The organism is Nonomuraea sp. N2-4H (assembly GCF_045291505.1).
In the GTDB taxonomy this organism is placed as follows: Bacteria; Actinomycetota; Actinomycetes; order Streptosporangiales; family Streptosporangiaceae; genus Nonomuraea; species Nonomuraea fastidiosa.
Genome location: NZ_CP147987.1, coordinates 5,317,563 through 5,340,172, shown reverse-complemented (window position 1 = coordinate 5,340,172; position 22,610 = coordinate 5,317,563). Strand labels below are relative to the sequence as shown.

Sequence of the window (22,610 nt, the reverse complement as noted above, 5' to 3'; positions counted from 1 at the left end):
TTTCCGGGGGTCTAACGATTGACCTTGACCTGGCTGAAGGTCGCGGTGATGTAGTTGTGGACGCCGTTGGCCTCCTGGTTGCCGTCCACGACGAGACCGACGTAGAAGCGGCTGGTGCGCATCGCGATGCGCTCGTAGCCGATGCGGTCCCAGTTGAGGGAGTTGTCCGACAGGAACGCCTCGAACTCGGTGTCGTTGCCGGTCGGCAGGCTCCTCGCGACCAGGCGCAGCCAGTACGGCTTCTCGCCCAGGCCGTCGGGCCACTCGCCGACGCTCGGCCGGGTGCCGTGCGAGGCGACCCTGATCGCCATCGCCCGCCGGCCGGAGCCGTCCTCACTGCTGGCTGAGTAGCCGATGCCGGCCAGCATGAACGGCGAGTCCGGCTCCAGGTCCTGCCGCACCATGACGCCGGCCACCGCGCCGATGTGGTTCCTGCTGATGCCGTCGAGCCGGGCGGTGATCTCCAGGACCTCGCCGCGCCTGCTGAAGCCGACCGCCTTGTACGCGAAGTGGAAGGAGTCGTTCCAGCCGGCGATCTTGCCGGAGCCCTTCATCGTGAAGACGCCGTCCTTGAGCGCCGTGTTGCCGGGGATCGGCACCTCGCCGATGTCCCTGACCTGCCAGCCGCTGTGCGTCCTGGTGCGGTTGACGTGGATCGGCACCAGCGAGGACGTGGTCGCCGAGCCGGTGCTGTCGGTGGCCCTGGCCGTCAGGCAGTAGCTGCCGTCCTTGACCCCCTCCCACGTCACCGTGTACGGCGCCGCCGTCGCCTCGCCGATCTTCGTGTCGCCGTGGAAGAACTCGACCTTCGCGATCGTCGCGCCGTCGAGCGCCTTGGCGTCGGCCGTGATCGTGATGGACTGCTTGTTCTTGGCCGCCGCGAACACCTGGTCGATCGCGGGGGAGGTGATCGCCACCTCCGGGTTGCGGCGCCGGCCCGCTGGATGGAGTTGAGGTAGCGCTCCAGGTTCGTGTACCCGTCGGGGCCGGCCGTCTGCGCGTCCTCGGGGTCGGCGGGGTCGAGGCCGTTCGCGGTCTCCCACTCGTCGGGGATGCCGTCGTGGTCGCCGTCTGCCGGGGGCTCCACCTCGGTGGGCAGGGGCACGAAGCCGCCCACGTCCTTCTGCGAGTTGATGTGCCGTCCCGTGCCGGTGCGGGCCTCGTTCACCAGCCGCGCGTCGATGGCGTCCCGGCGCGGCAGCGTGGCCCCCGCCTGCTCCAGGACGGTCGCGAACGCCTCGCGCGCCGTCTGCTCGGTGATGCCGTTGTCGAACTCCACCGGCCTGGGCAGCAGCGTGATGCCGCCGACCGGGAACGTGATGCCCTTGCTGTTGTCGGCCGTGACGTCGGCGTGCCCCTCGATCTCGTTGCCGCTGACGTGCCACTGGCCGAAGCGTCCGGGGGCGACGATCTCCCTGGCGATGCCGGGCAGCGTGTTGGGGCCCGGCTTGTAGTAGTTGCCCACCAGGTTGATGCCGTTGGACCACTCGCCGCCGTAGCAGGACGTGATGCCCGGGTTGTAGATCACGTTGTTGCGGTGGTCCACCACCAGCGCCATGCCCTCTTCGAAGCTGAAGCGCGGGTTACGGCCGTTCTGGTGGATGAGCAGGTTGTGGTGGTACGTGACCGTGTCGCCGCCCCACAGGCCGCCCATGCCGTGCCGGCCCTTGTCGTGCACCGAGTTGACCAGGCCCTCGGAGATGATGCACCACTGAACGGTCACGTTGGTGTTGCCGTAGACGGAGAAGCACTCGTCCACGCCCCAGCTGAACGAGCAGTGGTCGATGATGACGTCGCGCACGCCCCTGGCGGCGAAGGTGTCGATGGGGGTGCCGAGCTCGTCACCGCCGCGGAAGCGCAGGTGGCGCAGGATGATGTTGTTGCCCTTGATCGCCGTCTCGTTGCCGATGACGGTGATGCCGTGGCCGGGCGCGGTCTGGCCGGCGATCGTCAGGTTGGAGCCGGTGATGTCGAGCCCGCTCTTGAGCCTGATGGTGCCGGCCACCCGGAAGACGATCGTGCCGTTCGACTTGGCGGCCGCCGCGCGCAGCGAGCCGGGGCCGTCGTCGTCGAGGGTCGTCACCTCGTACACCTTGCCGCCGCGGCCGCCGGTGACGTACATGCCCGCGCCCTCGGCGCCGGGGAAGGCGGGCACCTTCTTCGCGGCGGCCTGCGCCGTCTGAGCCGGTGCCGGCGACGGCGTGGGCACCGCCGCAGCGGCGGCATGACCCGCAGCCGGCCTCAGGCCACGGCGGGTGTGACCAATGCCGCCGAGCGCAGTAAAGCGCGGCGGCCGAATCCTGATCTTTGGGGATCGAAGCCAAGGGCCTCGGTCATCGAAACGCTCTCTTTCCGCCCCGGAAATAGGCAGGGCCGTGCCGTCTGATCGGCACACTCCGGACCACGCTGCTGTCGGTGAGAATTTTTATTCAGGCATGAATGGAGTGGATTCATCACATCGTGAACGACACGGATGTGACTGTCAAGAGCGGTTTCTCCGGCGGTCATCTTTCGAGTTCCGGCGAACGCACGAAGACCGCCACGGGACGGCACGAAGACCGCCGCGCGAAGGCACGACGGCCGCCCGCGCGAAGGCACGACGGCCGCCCGCGCGAAGGCACGACGGCCGCCACGCCGAACGCGCGGCGGCGGTGGGAGAGCACATGGAAGCCGGCGGCGGGCGGGGAGCGTGGGGGAGCTGGGTGGGGTGCGGGGGCCTGGAGGAGCGGGCGGGGCCCGCGAGGTTCGCGTGTGCCGGCGCAGAACCTCGCCGGCCGGGTGGGTGCGGCATCCGCCGCACGTCGGCGCGGCATCCGGGCGCCGGGGCACGGGCGTGGTGGCGGGGAGGCTCGGGGCAACCCTGAGCGGCTCCTTGACGAGGAGAACCGAGGGTGGCCCTGGAAAGAAGCTCCTCGGCCGGTCGGTCCTCCGGGAGAGTTCCCCGGCTCTCGGCGAGGAGAGGTCCCCGGCTCCTCGGCGAGGAAAGTTCCTCAGCTCCTCGGCGAGGAGGCCGGTCGTCCTGCGGGAGGCTTTCTCTGCCAGGAGGGCCGGGTCAGTCCTTCAGGAGCTCCTCGGCGACGCCGACGTCCGTGATGAGGGTGTTGACCCAGCCGCCCTTGAGCGCGGCCCTGATGGCGGCGGTCTTACGGCGTCCGCCGGCGATGGCGATGCGGCGCGGCACCCGCCGCAGGTCGGCGGCGGGGATGCCGAGGATGCGCTCCTCCAGCGGCGAGTCGATCAGCCGGCCTTCGGCATCGAAGAAGCGCAGGCACACATCGCCCACCGCGCCGAGCCCGCGCAGCGTCTCCAGCTCGTCCTCGGAGATCGCGTTGCCGCTCTCCTGCAGCAGCGGCGACGGGTTGAGGCTGCCGATGCCGACCAGCACGGTGGTCAGCCGCGACCAGGCATCGATCACCTGCCGCACCACGTGGTCCTCTTCCAGCGCCTGCCGCGCCACCGCCGAGCCCACGAGCCCGGGAGCGGGCAGGAAGACCGGCTCGGCGCCGGTCAGGTCGGCCAGATGAGCGGCCAGCCGGGTCGCCTGCACCTGCGCGGAGCCCTTGCCGACCCCGCCGATGAGCTGCACGACCTCCTCGGCCACCCGCACCGGACGGCGCTGCATCGCCTCGACCGTGGCCAGCAGGCTCGCGCTCCACGAGGAGATGCCGAGGTGCTCGCCGCCGATCAGCGTGGCGTCGAGGTACGTCGCCCCGGCCGAGCCCAGCGCGGCCACCACGTCGTGGTTCTCGCCCGCGGCGTCCACGACGATGATCTGCTCCGCGCCGTACTTGCGCTCGAGGTCCTCCTCCAGCAGCGCGTGCACGCCGGACGGCACCACGACCACCGTGCGCACGATGCCGATCTCCGCGGCCTCCTTGAGCAGCCGCGACACCCTGGGCTGCGAGATGCGCAGCTGGGCGGCGATCTGCGGCTGGCGCACGCCGTGCTCGTGGTAGAGCCGGGCGACGCGGACGAGCAGCCGCATGCGCTCGGACTCCTGGCCGAGCCGGCGACCGCCGAGCCTCACCTCGCCCGCGCGGCCCTTGTCGAACCCACTGTCAGCTCCCACGATCGCTGGCCTCCGCTTCGGCTTCGCCGCTCCTGCTGGTCCGGTGGCGAGCCCGGGCCACTGCCGAGTGCCATTGTGCTAGCGCGCGGCGCCGCTCGCACACCGGCAGCACGGGCGGGTGTCGCCGGCCGTGGCGCGGCAGCCCCGACAGCTCCCCGCGGGACCATACACCGGTTTCGAGCCCGGCCAGGTGCGCGGCACCCAGCGCGGACAGCTCGGGACGCGCCGCCACCCGCACCGGCAGCCCGGTGATGTCGGCCTGCCACCGCATGAGGTCGGTGTTGGCCGCCGGCCCGCCGTCGGCCAGCAGCTCGGTGACGGGCCCCGCGGCCCGCCGCATGGCCGCCACGACGTCGGCGACCTGCAGGCCGATCGAGTCGACCGCGGCCCGCGCGAGGTCCTCCCTGCGCGTGCCCAGGCCGAAACCCGTCATGATCGCTTCTGCTCCGTCGTCCCACCACGGCGCGCCCAGACCACCGAACGCCGGCACGATGTGCAGCCTACCCCGCTAGCGTCCCGCCGTACGGGCGCGCCGCGAGCGTCCCCGGCGTTCAGACCGGGCGGCGGTCCCGCCCGCACGTCACGCGCCGGCACGGCCCAGCACCTCCAGCGTCGCGCGGGCGATGCCGTCCGCGGTGAGCCCGAAGTGTTCGAGGAGGAACTCCGGCTCGCCGGTGGGCGCGAACGTACGCGGGCCGAGCAGCCGCATCGGCACCGGGCGCGTCTCCAGCACCACCTCCGCCACCGCCGCCCCGAGCCCGCCGGTGGGCACCGCCTCCTCCGCCGTGACGACCGCCCCTGTCTGCGTGGCCGCCGCCGCGATCTCCTCGCGGTCCAGCGGGGAGACGGTCGAGACGTTCACCACCCTGGCCTGCACGCCGCGCCCGGCCAGCAGCTCCGCGGCCTCGAGCGCGCGGCTGACCAGCGTGCCGGTCGCCACGATCGTCGCGTCCGAGCCCTCGCGCAGCCGGGCCGCCCGCCCGTAGGTGAACGCGGGCCCGTCCGGCGGCGAGACGTCCGGCACCGGGAACCTGCCGATGCGCAGGAACGCCGGGCCGGCCGTCCGCGCCGCCCACCGCACCGCCGCGCGCGTCTGCGCCGGGTCGGCGGGCACCACGACGGGCAGGTCGGCGATGGCGCGCAGCCACGACAGGTCCTCGGTCGAGTGGTGGGTGGGCCCCAGCGCGCCGTACGACAGCCCGGGGCTCATCCCGCACAGCTTGACGTTCGCCGCGCTGTAGGCCACGTCCGCCTTGATCTGCTCCAACGCCCGGGCCGTGAGGAACGTCGCCGCCCCGCACACGAACGGCACCAGTCCCGCGTTGGCGAGGCCCGCCCCGATGCCCACCATGTCCTGCTCCGCGATGCCCACGTTCACCAGCCGGTCGGGGAACTCGGCGGCGAAGGCGGCCAGCTTGCTCGACCCGACCGAGTCGTTGCACACGGCCACGATCCGGTCGTCGGCGCGGGCCAGGCCGACCAGCTCGTCGGCGAAGGCGTCGCGGCAGTCGTGCGCCGCTTTCACGATCAACGCGCGTCCCCTGACTCGGCCAGCTCGGCGAGCGCGGCGCGGGTCTGCTCGGCGTCCGGCACCCGGTGATGCCACTCCACCCGGTCCTCCATGAACGAAACGCCCCGTCCCTTCACTGTCCTGGCGATCACGCAGCGCGGCCGGCCCTCGTCGCGCGGTGCCGTGACGGCGTCGAGCAGCGCCAGGTGGTCGTGCCCGTCCACCTCGACCGCCTCCCACCCGAAGGCCCGCCACTTGTCGGCCAGCGGCTCCAGGTCGTTGGTGTCGCTGGTGCGCGCGCCCTGCTGCAGCCCGTTGCGGTCCACGATCGCCGTCAGCGACGACAGCCGCCGGTGGCCCGCCGTCATCGCGGCCTCCCAGTTGCTGCCCTCCTGCAGCTCGCCGTCGCCCAGCACCACCACCGTCCGCGCCGCCGACCCGCGCAGCCGCAGCCCGATCGCGACGCCGACGCCGACCGGCAGGCCGTGGCCGAGCGGACCCGTGCTGGTCTCCACGCCCGGCACCGAGCGGCGGCTGGGATGGCCGTTGAGCGGCGACAGCGGGGCGGCGAACGTGCTCAGGTGCTCGGCGGGGAAGAAGCCGCAGGTCGTGAGCGTGGTGTAGAGGGCGACCGAGCAGTGGCCCTTGCTCAGGATGAGCCGGTCGCGCTCCGGCCAGGAGGGGTCGGCGGGGTCGAGGCGCAGCACGGCGGCGTACAGGGTGGTGAGGATGTCGGTCACCGACAGGTCGCCGCCGGTGTGGCCGAGACCGGCGTCCGCGATGGTGCCGATGACCGTGCGCCTGATGCCGCCGGCCAGCGCGGCGAGCGCGGCGGCGCGGCCCGCGCGGTCGGCGCGGGCCAGCCGCTCGCGCAGCCGCCGCCACTCGGCGATGGCCTGATGGTCGGGGCGCAGCTCGGCGCCGGTGCTCACCGGCGGGTGGGGGAGTGTGGTGTCGCTAGGTCGCACGTGCCGTCCCGATCGCCGACCAGAGCACCGCCTGCGCGGCCAGCGCGTCCTGCCGTTCCTGCGCGTCCCTGAGCGCGTCCAGATCGACCCGGTCGCACACCTCCTCCAGCATCCTGATCGTCCGGATGCTCTGCGACAGCGCGCGCACCGGATCCTCCCGGTACGGGAACTGGTCGAGCAGGATCGGCTTGTCCCAGCCGATGCGCCGCACGGCCAGCACATACTCGATGGTCTCGAACAGGTGCACCGAGGCCACCGGCAGGTCGTCGTCCCAGCCGCGCCAGTTGTCGTTCAGCTCGACCGAGACCAGCCGCCCGCGCCGGTGCACGAGCTGCACGGCCTCGGCGGGCGTCTCGCCGGCCAGCAGCGAGTGGCCGAAGTCCATGACGATGCCGACGTTCGGCTGCCCGGCCTCCTCGATGGCCAGCAGGGTGCGGGCCGCGTCGGCGAGCGTGATGCGCACCCGCGGCTCCTTGGCCTTGTACTCGATCGCGAACTGCACGTCGGGGTGGGCGGACGCGAGCTCCCTGATCGCGGTCACGGTCAGGTCCCACAGCCGCGCGTAGTCGGCCTGCCCCGGCAGGTCGAAGCCGTCCTGGCCGGGCCAGAACTTCACGTAGTCGGCGCCCAGCTCGCGCGCGACCGCGACGGCCTCGTGCACGCGCTCGGCGGCCTTCCGGCGTACGGCGGGGTCGGGGTTGGTGAAGGCGCCCCTGGCGAACTCCCTGGTGTAGATGTGCGGGGTGATCGCCCTGGCCCGCAGCCCGCGCTCGGCCAGCAGCCCGGCCACCTCCGACGCCTTGGTGACGCCCTCGGCGAACGGCACGTTGACGTCCAGGCACTCCAGCCCGTCAACGGCGGCCGCGAGATCGAGCATCTCGGTCATCGTCCTCGCCGGACCGTAGCCGTCCGTGGCGTACCGGTCCACGATCTGCCCGAACGCCCATATCCCGGCGCCGAACGTCAGCGCACTCATGGCGCATCGCCTCCTGCTCTGATGGGTGTGCTCAGCGGCCCGCGCCGTCTGCGAAGGCGCGCAGCTTGGCGAAGAAGTCCTCGTGGATGAAGCGCGCGTCGATGGAGTCGTACGTGCGGATGGGCCGGTTGGCGTTGGAGAAGTCGAGGGTGCCGTCGTAGCGGAAGTTCGGCGCCGGCCGCTCGACCCAGGTGCCGCAGTCGGGGTGCAGCATCAGGCCGATCGCGGGCGAGTCGCCGAGCACGCGGAACTCGATGGAGCCGCGGTGCCGCCGCTCGTTCCACTCGACGAGCTGGCGTACGAGGTATTCGCCGATCTCGCCGCACGGCGCGACCTTGGCGTCAAGCTCGGCGTAGCCGACGGCCATCATCCGGTACGTCGGCGCGGGCACCTGCCACACCTTCAGCGCCGACGAGAAGACGAGATTGGCCGCCACGATGTCGTTGGACAGGTTGAACTCGGGACGGCCGTCCTGGGGGCCGCGCCCGTCGTAACCGCCGCCGCCGATCCAGATGACGGTGACGTCCCGCTCGGCGATGCGCGGCTCCAGCAGCAGGGCCGAGGCCATGTCGGTGAGCGGGCCGAGGAAGGCGACGTAGAGGGGCTCGGCGCCCTCGCGCATGGCCTCCTCGATGATGAGCTCGGCGCCCGGCGAGGGGACCGGGGTGCAGGCGTCGGGCAGCGCGTACGGCGCGCCGTCCGCCACCGGCACCTGGCCCTCCAGCTTCATCAGCCGCAGCAGCAGCTCGATCTCCGCGCGGCTCTCCTCAAGGCTGTGCCGGGTACGGCGGTTGCCGAAATGCGCGGGAATCAGGCCCCTGATGTCGAGGCTCGGAGAGAGCAGGGCGTGCACGATCGCGAATTGGTCGTCCGCTTCGTTCTTCGCATCGCTGTTGATGATGACGCGGCGCCGGTGAGAGAAAATCCTGCCCGCCATGCGGCCCTCCACAAATGGCCGGTGAATATTTATTCGCTAATGTATCTATATTCTGATATTAGGTTGTGACATTTGTGCTGTCAAGATCCCAGAGGATGACGGAAAGCGCGTACGGCGAGATCGTGTGATCGCCGTGGGTGGCGTCCTCCAGCAGGTCCCAGCGGCCGTGCTCCGGCCGCCCGCCCGCGAGCAGCCGCACCCGGTCGCGCAGCGGCGCCGCGTACACCCGATGGCTCACGCCGTTGAAGCAGCAGTCGTCGAACCTGTTGAGGATCTGGAGCTGGCCACGGTTCTCGCCGATCGAGGCCATCACGTACATCTGCAGGTAGTCGTCCGCCGTGCCGGCGGTGATCGAGGAGTAGAAGCCGGGGAACGACTCCTTGGTCTGCTCCCAGTCGCCCACCGTGGGGCTCGGCTTCGGCGATGCGGGGCGCAGGAAGAACGGCAGCGACCCGGCCACCGGATAGCTGTGGTTGATGCGCGGGTCGAGCGCCGCGTACACGGTGGTCGTCCAGCCGCCGCCCGACAGGCCCAGCATCTCGACCGAGGCCGGGCGGTAGGTCGCCTCTGCGTAGTTGAGGGTGACGACCAGCGGCTCCAGGAAGAACGCCAGCGTCGAGAACGACTCGCTCTCCCACGGCACCAGCTCCCGGTGCGACGGGCTCGGCAGCATCGTGCCCGGGTTCGCGGGGTCCTCGATCTGCTGGCCGCCGTTCCAGTGGTGGAACGGCATCGCGTACGCCATCACCCGGTAGCCCCGATCCAGCAGCGCCTGCACGGTGCGGAGCATCGTCTCCGGTGGCTCGCCGTGGCCGTTGTGGTAGAGGGCCAGGCGGCGGTTCCACGGCTTGCGGGGCAGCAGGTCGTACACCTTGGCGGAGATCCGGTAGCGCAGCGGCACCGTCAGCAGGTCGATCCTGCGCACGCCGGTGAGCGAGGCGAACTCGGCGGCGTCCACGCCCTTTTCGACGGTCGGCAGGCCCTGCGGCAGGCCGGCGCCCTTCCAGATGAAGTCGATCATCCGCTGCCGCCGGGCCGCGATGTCCTCGGTGCTGGTGATGCCGATGAGCGGCTCGATGTCCACGCCTGCCACGGCGGCGGGCAGCGTCTTGTACTCGGGGCCGAACCTCGCCGCGACCTCCGCGTTCACCGGCGACACCGGCCTGGCCTTCGCCCGCGCCCCCGCTACGCCGCCTGAAGAACCAGCCGGGGTGCCGCCTGCGGAGCCGGCCGGATCGCCGCCCGGGGTGGGCGCCGCCGCGGCCGGGCCCGTCGCCGCGAGGGCGACGCCGATGCCGCCCAGCACGCCGCCGAGCACCGCACGCCTGCTCTGCCCCGCTCTTCCTGCGCTGGTGCCGGAGTCGTGCCTGGCGTCTGCTCGGGCGCCGGGGTCGTGTGAAGGCTCCATGCCCGCGTCCCGTACCGTCATCTCGCCTCTCCGTTCCTTCATGACGTCCCGGCCGGGCGGTCGCGCAGCGGGTTCCAGCCGCCCAGCACGAACGCCGGGTCGCGCCACCGCTCCGCCTCCTCGGGGGTGAGCTGACGGGAGCAGGCCAGCCGCTGCGAGGTGTCGATGGGGTTGCCCGCCAGGTCCGTGCTGCCGTACTCCCAGAACTCGGCCGTCTGGGCCTGCGCGCAGTCGTCCGGGTCGATCTGCCAGCCGACCGGTGCCACATGGGCGTCCATCTTCGTGTCGATGAACACGGTCTGGCTGTGCGTGAAGCGCCACACGGCGGTGCGGCCGAGCACCACCGACGCGTCCGGCACGCCGGGGGCCCTGGTCAGCTTCGTCCGCACGAACACGTAGCCGGGCCGCGTCTCGTCGCTGCGGCTCTGCGAGATGTAGCCGCGGTCGGTGGACTGCAGCTCCGAGTCCTGGATGAACACCGTGCCCGTGCCCCACACGAAGTCGGTGTCGCCGCTGATCTTGCTGTGGGTGACGAAGCCCTTGCCCTGCAGCCGCAGCGTGTCCTGGAAGCTGACGAGGTGCACCCGGTCCAGCACGATCCGGTCGTTGTTGCCGCGGAACGCCTCGGCCTGCGAGCCGCCGTCCGGGGTGGTGTTGTGCACGGTGAGGTTGGTCAGCCGGAAGTCGGCCGCGTCCACGCCGAACGTCTGCCGCCAGCAGTTGTGCAGGTCTGAGGTCTCCAGCACGCGGCGCGGGCACACGTCCTCGGGGCCGCCGTCGCTCAGCGCCTTGTCGCCGTTGCGCACGTCGTTGTTCGGGTACTGGATCACCGTGCGGCCGGGGCCCGCGCCCTTGACGGTGATGTGCGGGCGGTCCTCGCGGACGTAGACGATCTCGGTGTAGACGCCTGGCTTGACGTCGATGGTCACCGGCCGGTCGTTGCCGAGCGGCACGGCGTCGATGGCTCCTTGCACCGTGCAGAAGTCGCCGGTCCCCTTGGCGGAGACGGCCAGCCTGCGCTGGTCGTGCGGGCGGCGCTTGGTGGTGGTGAAGCGCCAGCTCGCGGGGCCGTGACCGGGGAAGACCCCGGCCTCCACGGTCACCGTGTACGTGCGGCCGTAGTCGAGGCGGTGGTGCGGGTAGACGGTGGCGGTGTTCCCCTCCACCATGATCGACTCGTACGAGAAGTCGTGCGGCAGGCCCGTGTCCGAGACCGCCTGTCCGATGTTCTTCCTGTCGTCCTTGGCGGTGGCCGCCTCGATGCGGTCGGCGAGCGTGCCGTCGGCCGTGCGGATCTCGATCGCCCCGGACGTGCCCAGTGACACCGGCTCGGGGAACGTGATCGTCAGCGGCGCGTCCACGCAGGTCGCGCCGGTACGGCCGGGGACGGAGAACCGGGGGCCCGCCTCCGTTGCGGCGGCTGGGACGGTGCCTAAGACGAGTGCGGTGACGGCGGCGAGAACCGGGATCGATGCCTTCACATTCGGCCCTTCTCTGCGCGAATGGATAGTTGGCTGTGAATATATATGTAGACCTCGGGTAACCCTCGGTCAAGTGTGATGACCGTCGTCCCCCACCGCTCCGTCCGCGGCGGGTGACGCCCAGGGCAAGGGCGTAGGGGGCGGGCAGGCGCGCCCGGTCGGCAGCGGCGGCGGTGGTCGCCGTCGGGCAGGGCGGGCTGACACGCCCGCCCGAGCACGAGTTCACAAGCGACCCCGAGGCCGCCGCGCTCGTCCTCGGCTCCGGCGCGCCGATCACCGTCACCGGCTTGGAGATCACCAGCGCGAGCTGTTCGCGTTCAGCCCGTCGGGGCGTCACGATCGGCGAGGACGGCGCCGCCGCGTTCACGCCGGGCGCCGGCCGCACGAGAATCACCACGTCGGCCGCACACGGCCGCGTGGCCGGCGAGATCGTCCGCCGCATCCGGCCGCCGCACGGCCCTCGGGTGAGACGGGCCGGGACGTCCGGGGGCGCGGGCCCCGCTCCAGAGCCGGCCTGCCGCAGCGGCGGAGCGTCGCCTGCCGGCGGCCCGGCCGTGAACGCGCGTGCCGAACCGCGCAGGATGAGCGGGATCGGCGCGCGTGTGCGAGGTCAGAGCTGGGTTTCGCCGTACGGGACCAGGCGGACCGGGCCCAGGAGGCCGTACGGCTGGCGGGGGAGCGAGCCGTAGACGGACGGGTCGGACTGGCGGAGGCGGTTGCCGAGCGGGGTGGCGACCTCCACCTCGATGGTGTTCCTGCCGCGCTTGACGTGCGGGCCGAGGTCCACGACGGGATGCAGCAGGTCGACGGGGTCGAGCGCGCGGCCGTTGACGCGGACCCTGCAGGTGTCGGTGACCTCGCCGAGCTCCAGGTACGCGGGCCCGTCCAGCTCCACCGTGGCCGCGTACGTCCCCACACCGGAGACGTCCTCAAGCCCGGGAAGGTCGTGCCACGGCGCGAGCCCGTCGAGGTCGAGCGTGTGAGTCCGCTCGCCGTCCGGGCGGCGGTCGCGCACGGTGAGCCGCCAGGCCCGCAGCTCGGCGGGCTCGGGGAGCGGGCCGATGCGGCTGGTGACGGTGCGGCCGGTGGACAGGGTGGTGGTGTACGTGCCGGGCGCGGTGGCGCGGACGACGAGCCGGCCGTCCTCGTAGCGCACCAGGTCGGCGGTGGTGGCGGTGGCGTGCGGGCGCTTTCCCGTACGGTCGCCGAACAGCCCGGGACGCCCGACGGCGACGATGCGGGCCTGCCCGGGCCGCAGCGTGACGCGCAGCCGGATGGCGTCGCCGTCCTCGATGTAGCGGGCGATGCGCTCGGCCCGCCCGGTCCACGGGTCGAGCAGGTACGGCACTCCGCCCCGGTCGGTGCGCGCCAGCGTCACCTCGTGGTCGATGGCGGTGACCGGCGGCTTGACGTTCTCCTGGTGCTTGCCGTTGCACAGGTAGTAGTAGTCCACCCGGCCGGCCACGCGGCGCATGGTGAGCAGGGTGGACGGGGCCGCGTACCGGACGTCGGGGCGGACGCCGAGCGCTTCGAGCGCGCCGGGCACCTCGTCGGCGCTGTCGATCCTGCGTACGGTGGGCTCGGCCAGCAGGTCGGCGACGAGCGCGCGCAGGCGGTCGTTCTCGCCGTCGCGCGGCACGCCCGGCACCGAGGCCGACTCCCAGGCGCCGAGCAGCACGATCGGCAGCCCCGCGCGGGCGAACCCGAGCAGCCGTTCGGCGACGTGGAGCGTCATCGTGCACTCGTTGCCGCCGAAGCGGTCGCCTTCGACGAACAGCGCCTTGTACGCCGGCCGCCCCAGCCGCCCGTCCGTGACCCGGGCGCCGGGCAGGCCGAGCAGCGGCCCGCTGACGAACTGGTGGGTCCAGCCGGAGGGCACGCCGGTCCCGGTGAACCACGTGGCGCCGATGCCGGTCTTGGTGTAGCCGGTCTGCCGGAACACCGCCACGTCCACCCGCGGCACCCCTTGCCGCATGATCAGATGAATTCGCGCGAAATATCGGGAGATGTCGGTGACATGCTCCCAGGTGGGCTGGCGCGGCCCCCACGACTCCGAGTACCCCACCGACCCGCCGTACGGCGTGAACGCCGCGAACCCCGGCCACGCCGCGCCCGGCGCGCTCGCGTACGAGAAGCCGTGCAGCACCGTCTGGTTGAGCCCCGCCGCGTACGCGCCGCCCATCGTCAGCAGCAGCCTGCGCCACGTGGTCGTGTAGGCGCCGCCCGCGTACGCGCCCGCCTCGCAGGACAGCACCTCGCGCCCCGCCATGTCCCGCCCCCCGGCCAGGCAGCGGTAGTCGTCGAGGTTCTTGAAGCCGAGCGACTCGCCTTCCGGTACGTCGAGGATGGCCGCCGCCTCGATGGCGTCGGTCTGCAGCCCGTACGGCTGCGCCCGCAGCCGCAGTCCCAGCGAGTGGGCCCAGTCGCGCAGCGCCGTGAAGTGGTGCTCGTTGAACAGCTCGGACACCGTGTCCCAGTAGTCCTTGCGGGCGTGCCTGGTCAGCACGGGGTCGAAGGCGAACACCGGGTCCTCGTCGGCCAGCACGACCACCGGCAGCACGTCGGTGAGGGGATATCCGCGCCGTCGCTCGAACTCGGCGGGCAGCTCGGGCGTCCACGGCAGCGCGTCGCTCTCGATCTCGATCGAGTCCTCGAACAGCGCGCCGCCCGCCCGCTTGAGCAGTCCGCGGATGGCGGGGGTGAGCAGCCGTGACTCCCAGAAGCCGATGACCGCCTGGGTGCCGGCGCGGCTGAAGTGGTCAACGACGTACGACTCGGGAGCGGTGTGCGGGCCGGACTCGGGCCGCTGGCCGGAGCCGCGCTGCCAGTAGGAGATCAGCAGCCATTCGCCGTCGCCGGGCGCCGTCCAGGTGACGGTCTCGCCGTCCACGGGGACGGTCCGCAGGGAGGCGGGGTCGAGGCCGGTCTCGTCGCGGGTCGAGTGCGCGGGCTCGACCCTGGCCGCCTGGACGAGCAGCAGCGTGCGCGCCGCACGTCCGGGCACGGCGGGCGGCGGCACAGGCCCCCGGTACGTCGTGCCGCCCGCCACCGCCACCGAGCCGTAGGCCAGCTCCTTGCAGGCGGCCTCGCTCTCGGGCGTGATCGTCGGTACGGCGGCCGGCCAGGCGGGGCCGATGGTCAGGTCGATGGTGAGGCCGCGCCTCGCCGCCTGGTCGAGCGCCGCTGCGACGGCCGCGTTCCATGCGGGCGTGCCCCAGCCGTGCCCTTCGGGGTCGAGCACGGACTTGTCGGCGATGCTGTGGTGCACGGCCGCGATCTCCGCGCCGCCGAACCCGGCGTCGGCGAGCTGGTCCACCTCGCGCCGGATCTCGACCGGGTCCACCAGCGCGTCCGGCCACCACCAGCGCACCATCGGCCGCGCGGCCGCGCCGGGCTCGGCGAACCAGCCGGCCGACGGTACGGGGGCGGCGACGGCGGGGGAGATGAGCGGGCGTCCGGCGAGCGCGGCCGAGGCGGTGGCGGCCCCGGAGAGCACGAGAAACCCGCGCCGCGTCACGGAGGCGGCCGGGCGGGAGCGGGGGAGAGGAGGGTTGCCGTGGGGGGTGGATGCGGGCACGGGCGCTCCAGGAGACGAGGTCCTGCGGGGGTGGTGCGGAGGGGGACGGCGAGCCGCCCGTCCAGGGCGAGGTCCTGCGGACAGGCGCGGGACTGGAAGGGGCGCCGGGCCGGCGGGACCGGCGCCCCGGTCTGCGGGGCCGGCCCACGCGGGGACCGGCCGGGATCCCTGATCGGTCAGGCGGGGACGGGGTACGGGAACGCGCTGGTCACGCCGATCTTGTCGTACTCCATCTTCGAGCGGTCGAACCCGTCCTGCCAGTTGGCGTTGGTCACCTCGTTGCACTGGTACGCCTGGTACTTGTCGTCGCTGACCTCGCCCACCTCCACATTGGAGATGGCGAACCCGCAGCCGCCGGCGTCCATGTGCACGCCGCGCGTCCCCGAGTCGGGCATCTGGCCCGCGGGGTCGTTGAGCACGTCGCCGATGACCATCTGGTCCACGTAGTTGTCGATGGCGTGGGGCTCGGTGTTGTGCACGCCGTAGGTGTAGAACGCGCCCATGTCGCCGCTGTCGAGGCCGGTCTCCTCCAGGCGGATGTAGGAGAAGCGGTTGTTCCTCGCGTAGTTGTCGGCGTTGGCGATCTCGGGGCGGACCTCCAGGCTGATGCCGTAGCGGGCGCTGTGCTTGACCACGACGTTGCTGACCTGGTTGTTGCCGGTGCTCATCAGCTCGATGCCGGAGGCGTCGCCGGGCACGATCTCGCCGACGTGGTCGATGTAGACGTTGGAGATCGTGTGGTGGCCGGAGATGTCGCCCTCGCCGGGGTAGCCGCCCTCGACCTTGATGCCGTCGCCGCCGAGGTTGGCGAGCAGGCTGTCGGCCACCTTGACGCGCTCGTTGGCGAACAGCATGAAGATGCCGGTGAAGCCGGTGTCGGAGATGTGCAGCCTGGTCAGGTCGATGTCGCGGGTGTTCTCCAGGGTGATCATGCCGAACCGGTTGCGCGGCATCTCGATCTGCCGGTCGTAGATGGGGTACTTGTGCTCGTACCCGGAGTCGCCGGAGGAGTTCCAGCCGTAGCGGTACCACTCGACGAAATCGGAGTACTGCAGCGCGAGCCCGTCGAAGGCGAGGCGCTCGACCCGCTTGTCAGGCGACGACCCGTGCAGCGAGATGATCGTCTTGACCGTGGGGGCCATGACCTTGTCGATGGAGGTCTTCGGCCAGTAGTAGACCTCGCTGTTTTCGAAGTCGAAGTAGTACTCACCGGGCTGGTCGAGGAAGCGCAGCGTGTTCTGCAGGAAGTAGCGCGAGCCGCTGCGGCTGTTCACCAGGGCGAAGCGGGCGTCGTGGTTGAGCGTGAAGAAGTGCTTGCGGAAGTCGGCGCCGCCGAGCGGCACGTGGTCGGTGAACCAGCTCCACGACCCGCCCGACCAGACGACCATCTGGGCGTTCTTGTCGAAGTCGGGGTCCCACTCCTGCGGGATGTCCTCGGGGTCGAAGAACAGCCAGTTGTGCACGGCCTGGTATTCGGCCTCTGGGGTCACCGAGAACAGGTACGGCGACCACAGGTCGTCGGCGGTCCTGTTGGGGTAGCGGGCGGTGGTGGCGCGTACGCCGTCCTCGAAGAGCGTGTAGAAGGTGCGGTCGACCTTTGTCTTGTAGATGTCGTCCTTGTACTTCTCCCAGCCGGTGAGCGGCCGGGCGCCGACCAGGCGGGCCTTGCCTGGGCCGTCGGCGCTGCGATAGGTGATGGTGTGGCCGTCCGGGCCGGAGTCGGCGTCGGTGAACTCGATCGTCTTGTCCACCACGTAGTCGCCGGCCTTGATGTTGACCACGATGTCGCAGTTCTTGCGGTAGTTCGGCTTCCTGAGCTGGTCGCGGGCCTGCTCGATGGACTTCCACGGGTTCCTGGCGCTGCCGTCGCCGCGGTCGCTGCCGTCGGTGGCCACGTAGTAGTCGCACGTCTTGGCGCCGGCGGTGGCGGACGTGGTCGCGGGGGCGGTCAAGCCGCCCAGGAGTAACGCGACGGCGCCGATGGACCTGAGGATCACTGGCTCTCCTTAACCTCCCGCCACCGTTCGTACTCGGCGCGGGTCTCGGGGGTGAGGGGGTAGTAGTCGGACAGCGCGCCGCCCTCCTCGATGCGGGCCCTGCTGTAGCGCTCCCACTGCTCGTGGTCGGCCGCCGCCTCCAGCACCTTCGCGGCCCGGCGCAGCGGCACGATGACCGCGCCGTCGTCGTCGGCCACGCACAGGTCGCCGGGCAGCGCGAGCGCTCCGCCCACGGCCACCGGCACGTCGTACGCCCAGGGGAACAGCTCGGCCTGCGAGGCGTAGTGCGGGGTGGCACCGGTGCACCAGATCGGCAGGCCGATGCCGCTCACGCGCGGCAGGTCCCTGATCCGGCCATCCACGACGATGCCCGCGCCGCCCCTGCGCTTGAAATAGCGGACCAGCATGTCGCCGAAGCAGCCGGTGTAGGCGCTGCCGTACGCCTGCACCACGAGCACGTCGCCGGGCCGGATGTCCTCGAGCACGTGCCACAGGGCCGTGTGCCGCTCGACGTACTCCTGCCCGAGTCCGGAGGCGATGTCCTCGCGCTGCGGCATGAACTGCAGCGTGCGGACCCGTCCGGCGATCTTCTGCCCGGCGGCGATGGGGCGCGGCCCCTCGATGAAGGTCCGCCGGATTCCCTGGGCGTGCAGCTTGGCGCAGGCGGTGGCCGAGCTGATCCGGGACAGCCCCGCCACGAGCGCGGGATCGGGGTCGGCGGGCAGCGACCCGCGAACGGGGAGATCCCAGATGGCCTCGTCCATGTGACTCCTCAGTAGTGCTGGTGGGACGGCGTGCGAACGCGCGCGGTCGTGTGCAGGTCGAGCCGGATGCGGCGGCCGGGCGGCAGCTCCACGAGCAGCCGCGGGCCGTGCACAGCCACCTCCTGCTCGCTTTCGTGGATGGGAGGTGCGGTGTAGTCGCGGGGATCGCCCGGGTATCCGTCGCCGGATGCCGGGGCGGCGGTGACGGTGGCGTGGTCGAAGTCGTGCTCGGCGAACTGGCCCGCCTGCACCACGACCCGCCTGGTCCTGCTCAGGCTGAGGTTGACCAGCTCGAGCTCGGTGCCGTCGGCGCGGACCGCGCCGACCAGGGCGGCCACGTCGGGCGGCAGGCCGGGGCGGTGCTTGTCGGCGTCGAAGTAGGCCAGGCGGGTGGGCAGCAGGCCGCCGTTGTAGAGCACCTGCGGGGTGCCGGTGACGAGCTGCAGCAGCGCCTCGGTGAGCACCGGGTTGAGCCGCTGCCAGTGGTGCACGTGGATGGTGGCGAGGTCGGCGTCGTCGGCCTCGATCAGCGCCATGCGCCGCTGCACCTGCCCGAGCGCGGTGGTGAGCATCCGCTCGGGGTAGGCGGGGTTGGCGCCGCGCAGGTACTCGAGCCAGGGCGCCTCGTGCCCGGCCTCCTCCTTGTTGCGGAACGGCCGCACGACCGTCCAGTCGTAGCCGGACGCGCGGCGCAGCCGCTCCAGCCGGTCGGCGTCGGGCCGGCCGAGCGACCGGTGCCAGAGCCAGACGGGGAAGCCGAGCTGCGGCGGCTGGAAGTCGAACCAGCCGGAGTCGTCGTGCCGGTTGGGCACCAGCATGGTGGGCTTGCCCGCCTCGTCGCCCAGCTCGGCGAGCCAGCGGTCGCTGATGCTCATCTCCGTCTCGGTGACGGCGGCCTGCCTGGCGTGCTCGTACACGGCCTCGAGCGGGTCGCGGCCGATGGCGAGCGCGGCGTCGTCGCCGGTCAGCAGGTGGGCGTTGACGGCGGCGATCGCGGCGGCGGCGCCCACGCTGTAGAGGCCGTGCGGCCACTGCCAGCCGTAGTTGCCGCCGTACCAGCGGCCGCCGTGCAGCTCGCCGACGATGCCGGACGGGCCGACGTTGTCGGGGATGACGCCGTTGTTGGCCTCGGCCCTGCGCTGCCAGGCGCCGATGTAGCGCAGCGCCCAGTCGCGGTAGCGGTCCTCGCCGTCGTACAGCCAGGCGTTGACCGCGAGGCTGGTCGCGGCCAGGTTGACGGCCACGTCGCCCCGTCCGATGCGCTCGCGCATGGCGGCGCCCATGCGGGCGGCGTTGCACGGGTCGGCGAGGTCCTCCCAGCGGGTGATGCCGGGCAGGTCGCGCAGCGGCAGGCCGAACGGCCGCATGCTGACCAGGTCGGTGTGGTACGACGCCCACTCCCACTGCAGGCCGTAGCGGGGGCCGACGGCGCCGTTGTGCGGGGCGCGGATGATGTCGTGCTCGGAGTCGTAGTTGGCCGAGCCCGGCAGGTACAGCTCGGCGAAGCGGCGGGCGCGCGCGGCGAACCGCTCGTCGCGCGGGTCGGCGGCGCAGATGCCGTAGAACAGCAGCATCGACTCGCCCTGGTGGAACCAGTCGTAGCCGCGCTCGTACTCGTCCACCAGGTAGCCCAGCTCGGTGAGCTGGGCGGTGACGCCCTCCCAGTGGTGCTTGGCGGCCTCCAGCAGGTCGTCGGCGCCGCCGAGCTGGTAGAGGGTCGGCCAGTTGAAGAACGCCTCGTAGAAGTCGTCGGCTCCGTCGCGGTCCGCGGCCGGGCCGTGGTAGATCAGCCGCCCGTCCGGGGCGCAGTAGCGGGCGGCGAAGGCCCGCCAGGCCTCGTCGAGGGCGTCGAACAGCCGGCGTTCCAGCACCGCCCAGGCCGGGGGCGCGCCGAGCGGTACGGTCGCTCTGATCTCGCGCATGGTCACCCTTTCGTAGCTCCTGCCGTGAGGCCGCTGATGATGTGCCGTTGCATGAAGACGAAGAAGACGAGCAGGGGAGCGATGGCCAGCAGCAGCGTCGGGAAGACCACGGAGTAGTCGGTGGAGTACTGGCTGACCGCCGCGTAGACGCCGGTGGTGACGGTGTAGAGGCCGCTGCCCGGGCCGAGGATGATCTGCGGGTTCACGAAGTCGTTCCACACCGAGAAGGTGTTGAGAATGACCATCGTGGCGACCGCCGGCCGCATGAGCGGGAAGACGATGCGCCAGAACGTCCGCAGGCCAGGCTCCGTCCACCGCCGCCGCCTGGTCGAGCACGGCGGGGATGGTGGCGATGTCGCCGGCGTACAGGAAGATCGAGAACGGCAGCGTGAGCGTGGTCTCGAACAGCACGAACCCGCGGATGGTGCCCATCAGGCCGAGGGTCTTGAGCACGTACACGACGGGGATGACCAGCACCTGGCCGGGGATGAAGGTGCCGGCGAGGAAGAACAGCATGAGGACGCGGAAGCGGCGCTTGGGGCTGCGCGCGATCACGTACGCGGCGGGCGCGGCCAGCCCCACCGACAGCACGTTGACCGCCACCACGAACAGCAGCGTGATCGCATAGCCCTTGGCCACGTTGAAGTTCGGGTTGGTGAGCGCCCTGCCGAGCGGTTCGAGGGTCAGCCCGCTCAGGCCGAACGGGCTGGACAGGATGTCCTGCTGGCCCTTGAACGCGTTGACGGTCAGCACGTACAGGGGGATGAGCATGAAGGCGGTGGCCGCCCACAGGAACGTCTTTCTCACTGGTGCACCGCCAGCTCTCCGCGCCTGCGCAGCTTCGTCACCACGAACGCCAGCGCGCCTGTGACCAGCATGAGGATCACCGACTGCGCCGAGCCGAAGCCGAGCCTGGCGTCGTGGAAGGAGTTCCAGAGGATGAGGTAGGCGACGGTCTGCGTCTGACCGGCCGGGCCGCCCGCCGTCAGCGAGACGACCAGGTCGTACGTCTTCAGCAGCGTCACCAGCGACAGCACGATGTTCACCGTCACCGACGGCCCGAGCGCGGGCAGCGTGACGTTCCTGAACACCTGCCACCGGGTGGCCCCGTCGATGCGGGCCGCCTCGATCAGCGAGTGCGGCACCGCCTGCAGCCCGGCCAGGTAGAGCACGACGTTGACGCCGAAGCCCGCCCACACCAGCACCGCGATCATGGTGACGGTGGCCCAGGCCGGGTCGGACAGGAACGGCAGCACCTCACCGCCCCACGTGGTGACGAGGTTGTTGACCGCGCCGGTGGTGCCCAGGATGGCCGACCAGAGGAAGCCGACCACGAGGGCGCTCAGCACGTGCGGGTAGAACAGCACGATCCGGAAAAACGTGTTGAGCCGGGAGGAGCCGTTCACCAGGAGGGCGAAGCCGAGCCCGCAGAGGTTGAGCCCGGCGGTGCCGGCCGCGGCGATGAGCAGGGTCACCAGCGCGGCGCGGCGCAGCTCGGGATCGTCGAGCAGGTCGAGGTAGTTGGCGGCGCCGACGAAGGCGGGGTCGGCGCTGAAGCCGTCCCAGTCGGTCAGGCTCAGCCAGAAGGCCAGGCAGACCGGGACGATCAGCATCACGACGTACAGGACGGTGGCCGGGGCCACCATCAGCGTGGTGGCCAGGCCCTCGTGGCGGCGCCTCACGCGCTCGCGTACGAGGGGGCGTCGCACCGCGGGGGGTGCCTCCCGGGTGAGCGTCATGACTTGCCGGCCAGCCAGCGGTCGACGCCCTCGGCGACCTCCTTGGGCGACTTGCCCACGTACAGGCCCTGGACCTCGGTGTTCCACGCGGCGTTGAAGCCCTTGGGCAGGGTGGCGTCGCCGTAGCCCTCACCCTGCGGGACGCCCTGCGGCGCCTCGTCGAGGATCTTCTGCACCTCCTTCTCCAGCGGGGTGAAGTCGCGCTCGACGCCGGAGCGGAAGTTGCCGTCCTGGGCGAGCTGGCTCTTGACCGCCTCGGGGTCGGTGACCAGCCACTGGACGAGCTTGAGCGCCGCGTCCTTGTGGGGGGTGGACTTGAGGATCATGTACGGGGCCGCCAGCGTCTCGCCCTGCGGCCCGGGGTAGGTCTGGCCCTTGTTGACGGGGGCGGGGAAGACGCCGACCTCGAAGTCCTTCTTCGCCTTGGCCTCGGAGGCGGTGAACCAGCTTCCCGTGATGTACATGCCGGACTTGCCGGACAGGAAGGCGGTCTCGGCGTCGGCGTACTTCATGCCGAGCGCGTTCTTGTCGACGTAGCCCTTGTCGATCCAGGTGCGGTAGCGCTCCAGGTAGGGCAGCAGCGACTCGCCCGCCTTGAGCTTGCCCGCCTTCACGTCCTGCTGCCAGTTCGGGTAGAGCTGCGCCCTGCTCGGATTGGACAGCTGGAGCACCTGCAGCCCGGTGAGGAAGTCGCCGCCGGTCTGCAGCGGCAGGTAGCCCGCGTCCTTGAGCCTGGCCATGGCGGCGTCGAAGTCGTCGAACGTCTTCGGCGGCTCCTTGATCCCGGCCTTGTCGAAGGCGGTCTTGTTGTAGAAGACCAGCGACTGGGCCTGCACCCCCACGCCGACCGTGTAGATCTTCCCGCCCAGCTTCGCCTGCTCGGCCAGCGGCGTGTCCTTCGCCCACGGCTGGTCGGTCAGGTCGAGAAGCTGCTCGGCCAGTGTCTCGTCGGCCATCAGCGTCTCGACCACGTCGGGCGCGTTGCCGGCGGCGAGCTGCTGCGGGAGCGTGTCGGCCACGCCCTTGCCGGTGGGCGCCTCGATCTTGACGTCGATGCCGGGGTTGGCCTGCTCGAACGGCTTGACCAGGCCCTCCCAGTACGTCTGGGTGAGGTTCGGGCTGATGTTGACCAGCATGCGGACGGTGACCTTGCCGCCCTCGGATTGGCGTGCCTGGGAGTCGCCGGCGAAGCCGCCCGCCGCAGCCGGTCAGGACGAGCAGGCAGCCGAGGGCCGATAGGGCGAGGGACGGTCGGGGGAACG

The 22,610-nt window shown here is 71.5% G+C and carries 17 protein-coding genes; 1 reads left to right on the top strand and 16 read right to left on the bottom strand.

Annotated elements, in window-relative coordinates; genetic code table 11:
• Positions 1 to 11 precede the first annotated feature (11 nt).
• The 14 genes from WBK31_RS24505 to WBK31_RS24440 form a co-directional block, all read right to left on the bottom strand.
• Positions 12 to 917, bottom strand: coding sequence for an Ig-like domain-containing protein (locus WBK31_RS24505; RefSeq protein ID WP_406673208.1), 906 nt, complete (start codon positions 915 to 917; stop codon positions 12 to 14).
• 2,135 nt (positions 918 to 3,052) lie between these two features.
• Positions 3,053 to 4,069 (bottom strand): sugar-binding transcriptional regulator, encoded by a 1,017-nt coding sequence (locus WBK31_RS24500; protein WP_364056205.1) that lies wholly within the window; start codon positions 4,067 to 4,069, stop codon positions 3,053 to 3,055.
• Positions 4,059 to 4,562: an FGGY-family carbohydrate kinase gene (locus WBK31_RS24495; protein WP_406675526.1), complete on the bottom strand. Its 504-nt coding sequence runs from the start codon at positions 4,560 to 4,562 to the stop codon at positions 4,059 to 4,061. Before WBK31_RS24495 ends, WBK31_RS24500 begins: the two co-directional genes overlap by 11 nt.
• A gap of 87 nt (positions 4,563 to 4,649) precedes the next feature.
• Positions 4,650 to 5,594: a transketolase C-terminal domain-containing protein gene (locus tag WBK31_RS24490; RefSeq protein WP_364057536.1), complete on the bottom strand. Its 945-nt coding sequence runs from the start codon at positions 5,592 to 5,594 to the stop codon at positions 4,650 to 4,652.
• A gap of 2 nt (positions 5,595 to 5,596) precedes the next feature.
• Positions 5,597 to 6,511, bottom strand: coding sequence for a transketolase (locus tag WBK31_RS24485; RefSeq protein ID WP_364056199.1), 915 nt, complete (start codon positions 6,509 to 6,511; stop codon positions 5,597 to 5,599).
• A gap of 25 nt (positions 6,512 to 6,536) precedes the next feature.
• Positions 6,537 to 7,523, bottom strand: coding sequence for a sugar phosphate isomerase/epimerase family protein (locus WBK31_RS24480; RefSeq protein ID WP_406673207.1), 987 nt, complete (start codon positions 7,521 to 7,523; stop codon positions 6,537 to 6,539).
• A 31-nt stretch (positions 7,524 to 7,554) separates the two neighbouring features.
• Complete coding sequence (locus WBK31_RS24475) at positions 7,555 to 8,460, bottom strand: nucleoside hydrolase (protein WP_406673206.1); 906 nt, start codon at positions 8,458 to 8,460, stop codon at positions 7,555 to 7,557.
• A 58-nt stretch (positions 8,461 to 8,518) separates the two neighbouring features.
• Positions 8,519 to 9,889, bottom strand: coding sequence for a hypothetical protein (locus tag WBK31_RS24470; RefSeq protein ID WP_406673205.1), 1,371 nt, complete (start codon positions 9,887 to 9,889; stop codon positions 8,519 to 8,521).
• Between the two features lie 17 nt (positions 9,890 to 9,906).
• Complete coding sequence (locus WBK31_RS24465) at positions 9,907 to 11,349, bottom strand: pectinesterase family protein (RefSeq protein WP_406673204.1); 1,443 nt, start codon at positions 11,347 to 11,349, stop codon at positions 9,907 to 9,909.
• Between the two features lie 610 nt (positions 11,350 to 11,959).
• A complete protein-coding gene (locus WBK31_RS24460; protein WP_406673203.1) occupies positions 11,960 to 14,926 on the bottom strand; it encodes a glycosyl hydrolase in 2,967 nt (988 codons plus the stop codon).
• Between the two features lie 176 nt (positions 14,927 to 15,102).
• Entirely contained in the window at positions 15,103 to 16,923 is a 1,821-nt protein-coding gene (locus WBK31_RS24455) for a right-handed parallel beta-helix repeat-containing protein (protein WP_364056173.1), read from the bottom strand.
• Complete coding sequence (locus tag WBK31_RS24450; protein WP_364056170.1) at positions 16,920 to 17,687, bottom strand: hypothetical protein; 768 nt, start codon at positions 17,685 to 17,687, stop codon at positions 16,920 to 16,922. Before WBK31_RS24450 ends, WBK31_RS24455 begins: the two co-directional genes overlap by 4 nt.
• 8 nt (positions 17,688 to 17,695) lie before the next feature.
• Positions 17,696 to 19,609 (bottom strand): hypothetical protein, encoded by a 1,914-nt coding sequence (locus tag WBK31_RS24445; protein WP_364056167.1) that lies wholly within the window; start codon positions 19,607 to 19,609, stop codon positions 17,696 to 17,698.
• A 2-nt stretch (positions 19,610 to 19,611) separates the two neighbouring features.
• A complete protein-coding gene (locus WBK31_RS24440; protein WP_406675525.1) occupies positions 19,612 to 19,854 on the bottom strand; it encodes a hypothetical protein in 243 nt (80 codons plus the stop codon).
• A gap of 107 nt (positions 19,855 to 19,961) precedes the next feature.
• On the opposite strand from WBK31_RS24440, the gene WBK31_RS24435 reads away from it, so the two are divergent.
• Complete coding sequence (locus WBK31_RS24435) at positions 19,962 to 20,237, top strand: hypothetical protein (protein WP_406673202.1); 276 nt, start codon at positions 19,962 to 19,964, stop codon at positions 20,235 to 20,237.
• Positions 20,238 to 20,412: 175 nt separating this feature from the next.
• Here WBK31_RS24435 and WBK31_RS24430 read toward each other — a convergent pair whose 3' ends face one another.
• Entirely contained in the window at positions 20,413 to 21,318 is a 906-nt protein-coding gene (locus tag WBK31_RS24430) for a carbohydrate ABC transporter permease (RefSeq protein ID WP_378787372.1), read from the bottom strand.
• A gap of 26 nt (positions 21,319 to 21,344) precedes the next feature.
• The gene (locus WBK31_RS24425) at positions 21,345 to 22,484 is read right to left on the bottom strand and encodes an ABC transporter substrate-binding protein (RefSeq protein ID WP_406673201.1); all 1,140 of its coding nucleotides are present in this window, start codon (positions 22,482 to 22,484) and stop codon (positions 21,345 to 21,347) included.
• Between the last annotated feature and the right edge of the window lie 126 nt (positions 22,485 to 22,610).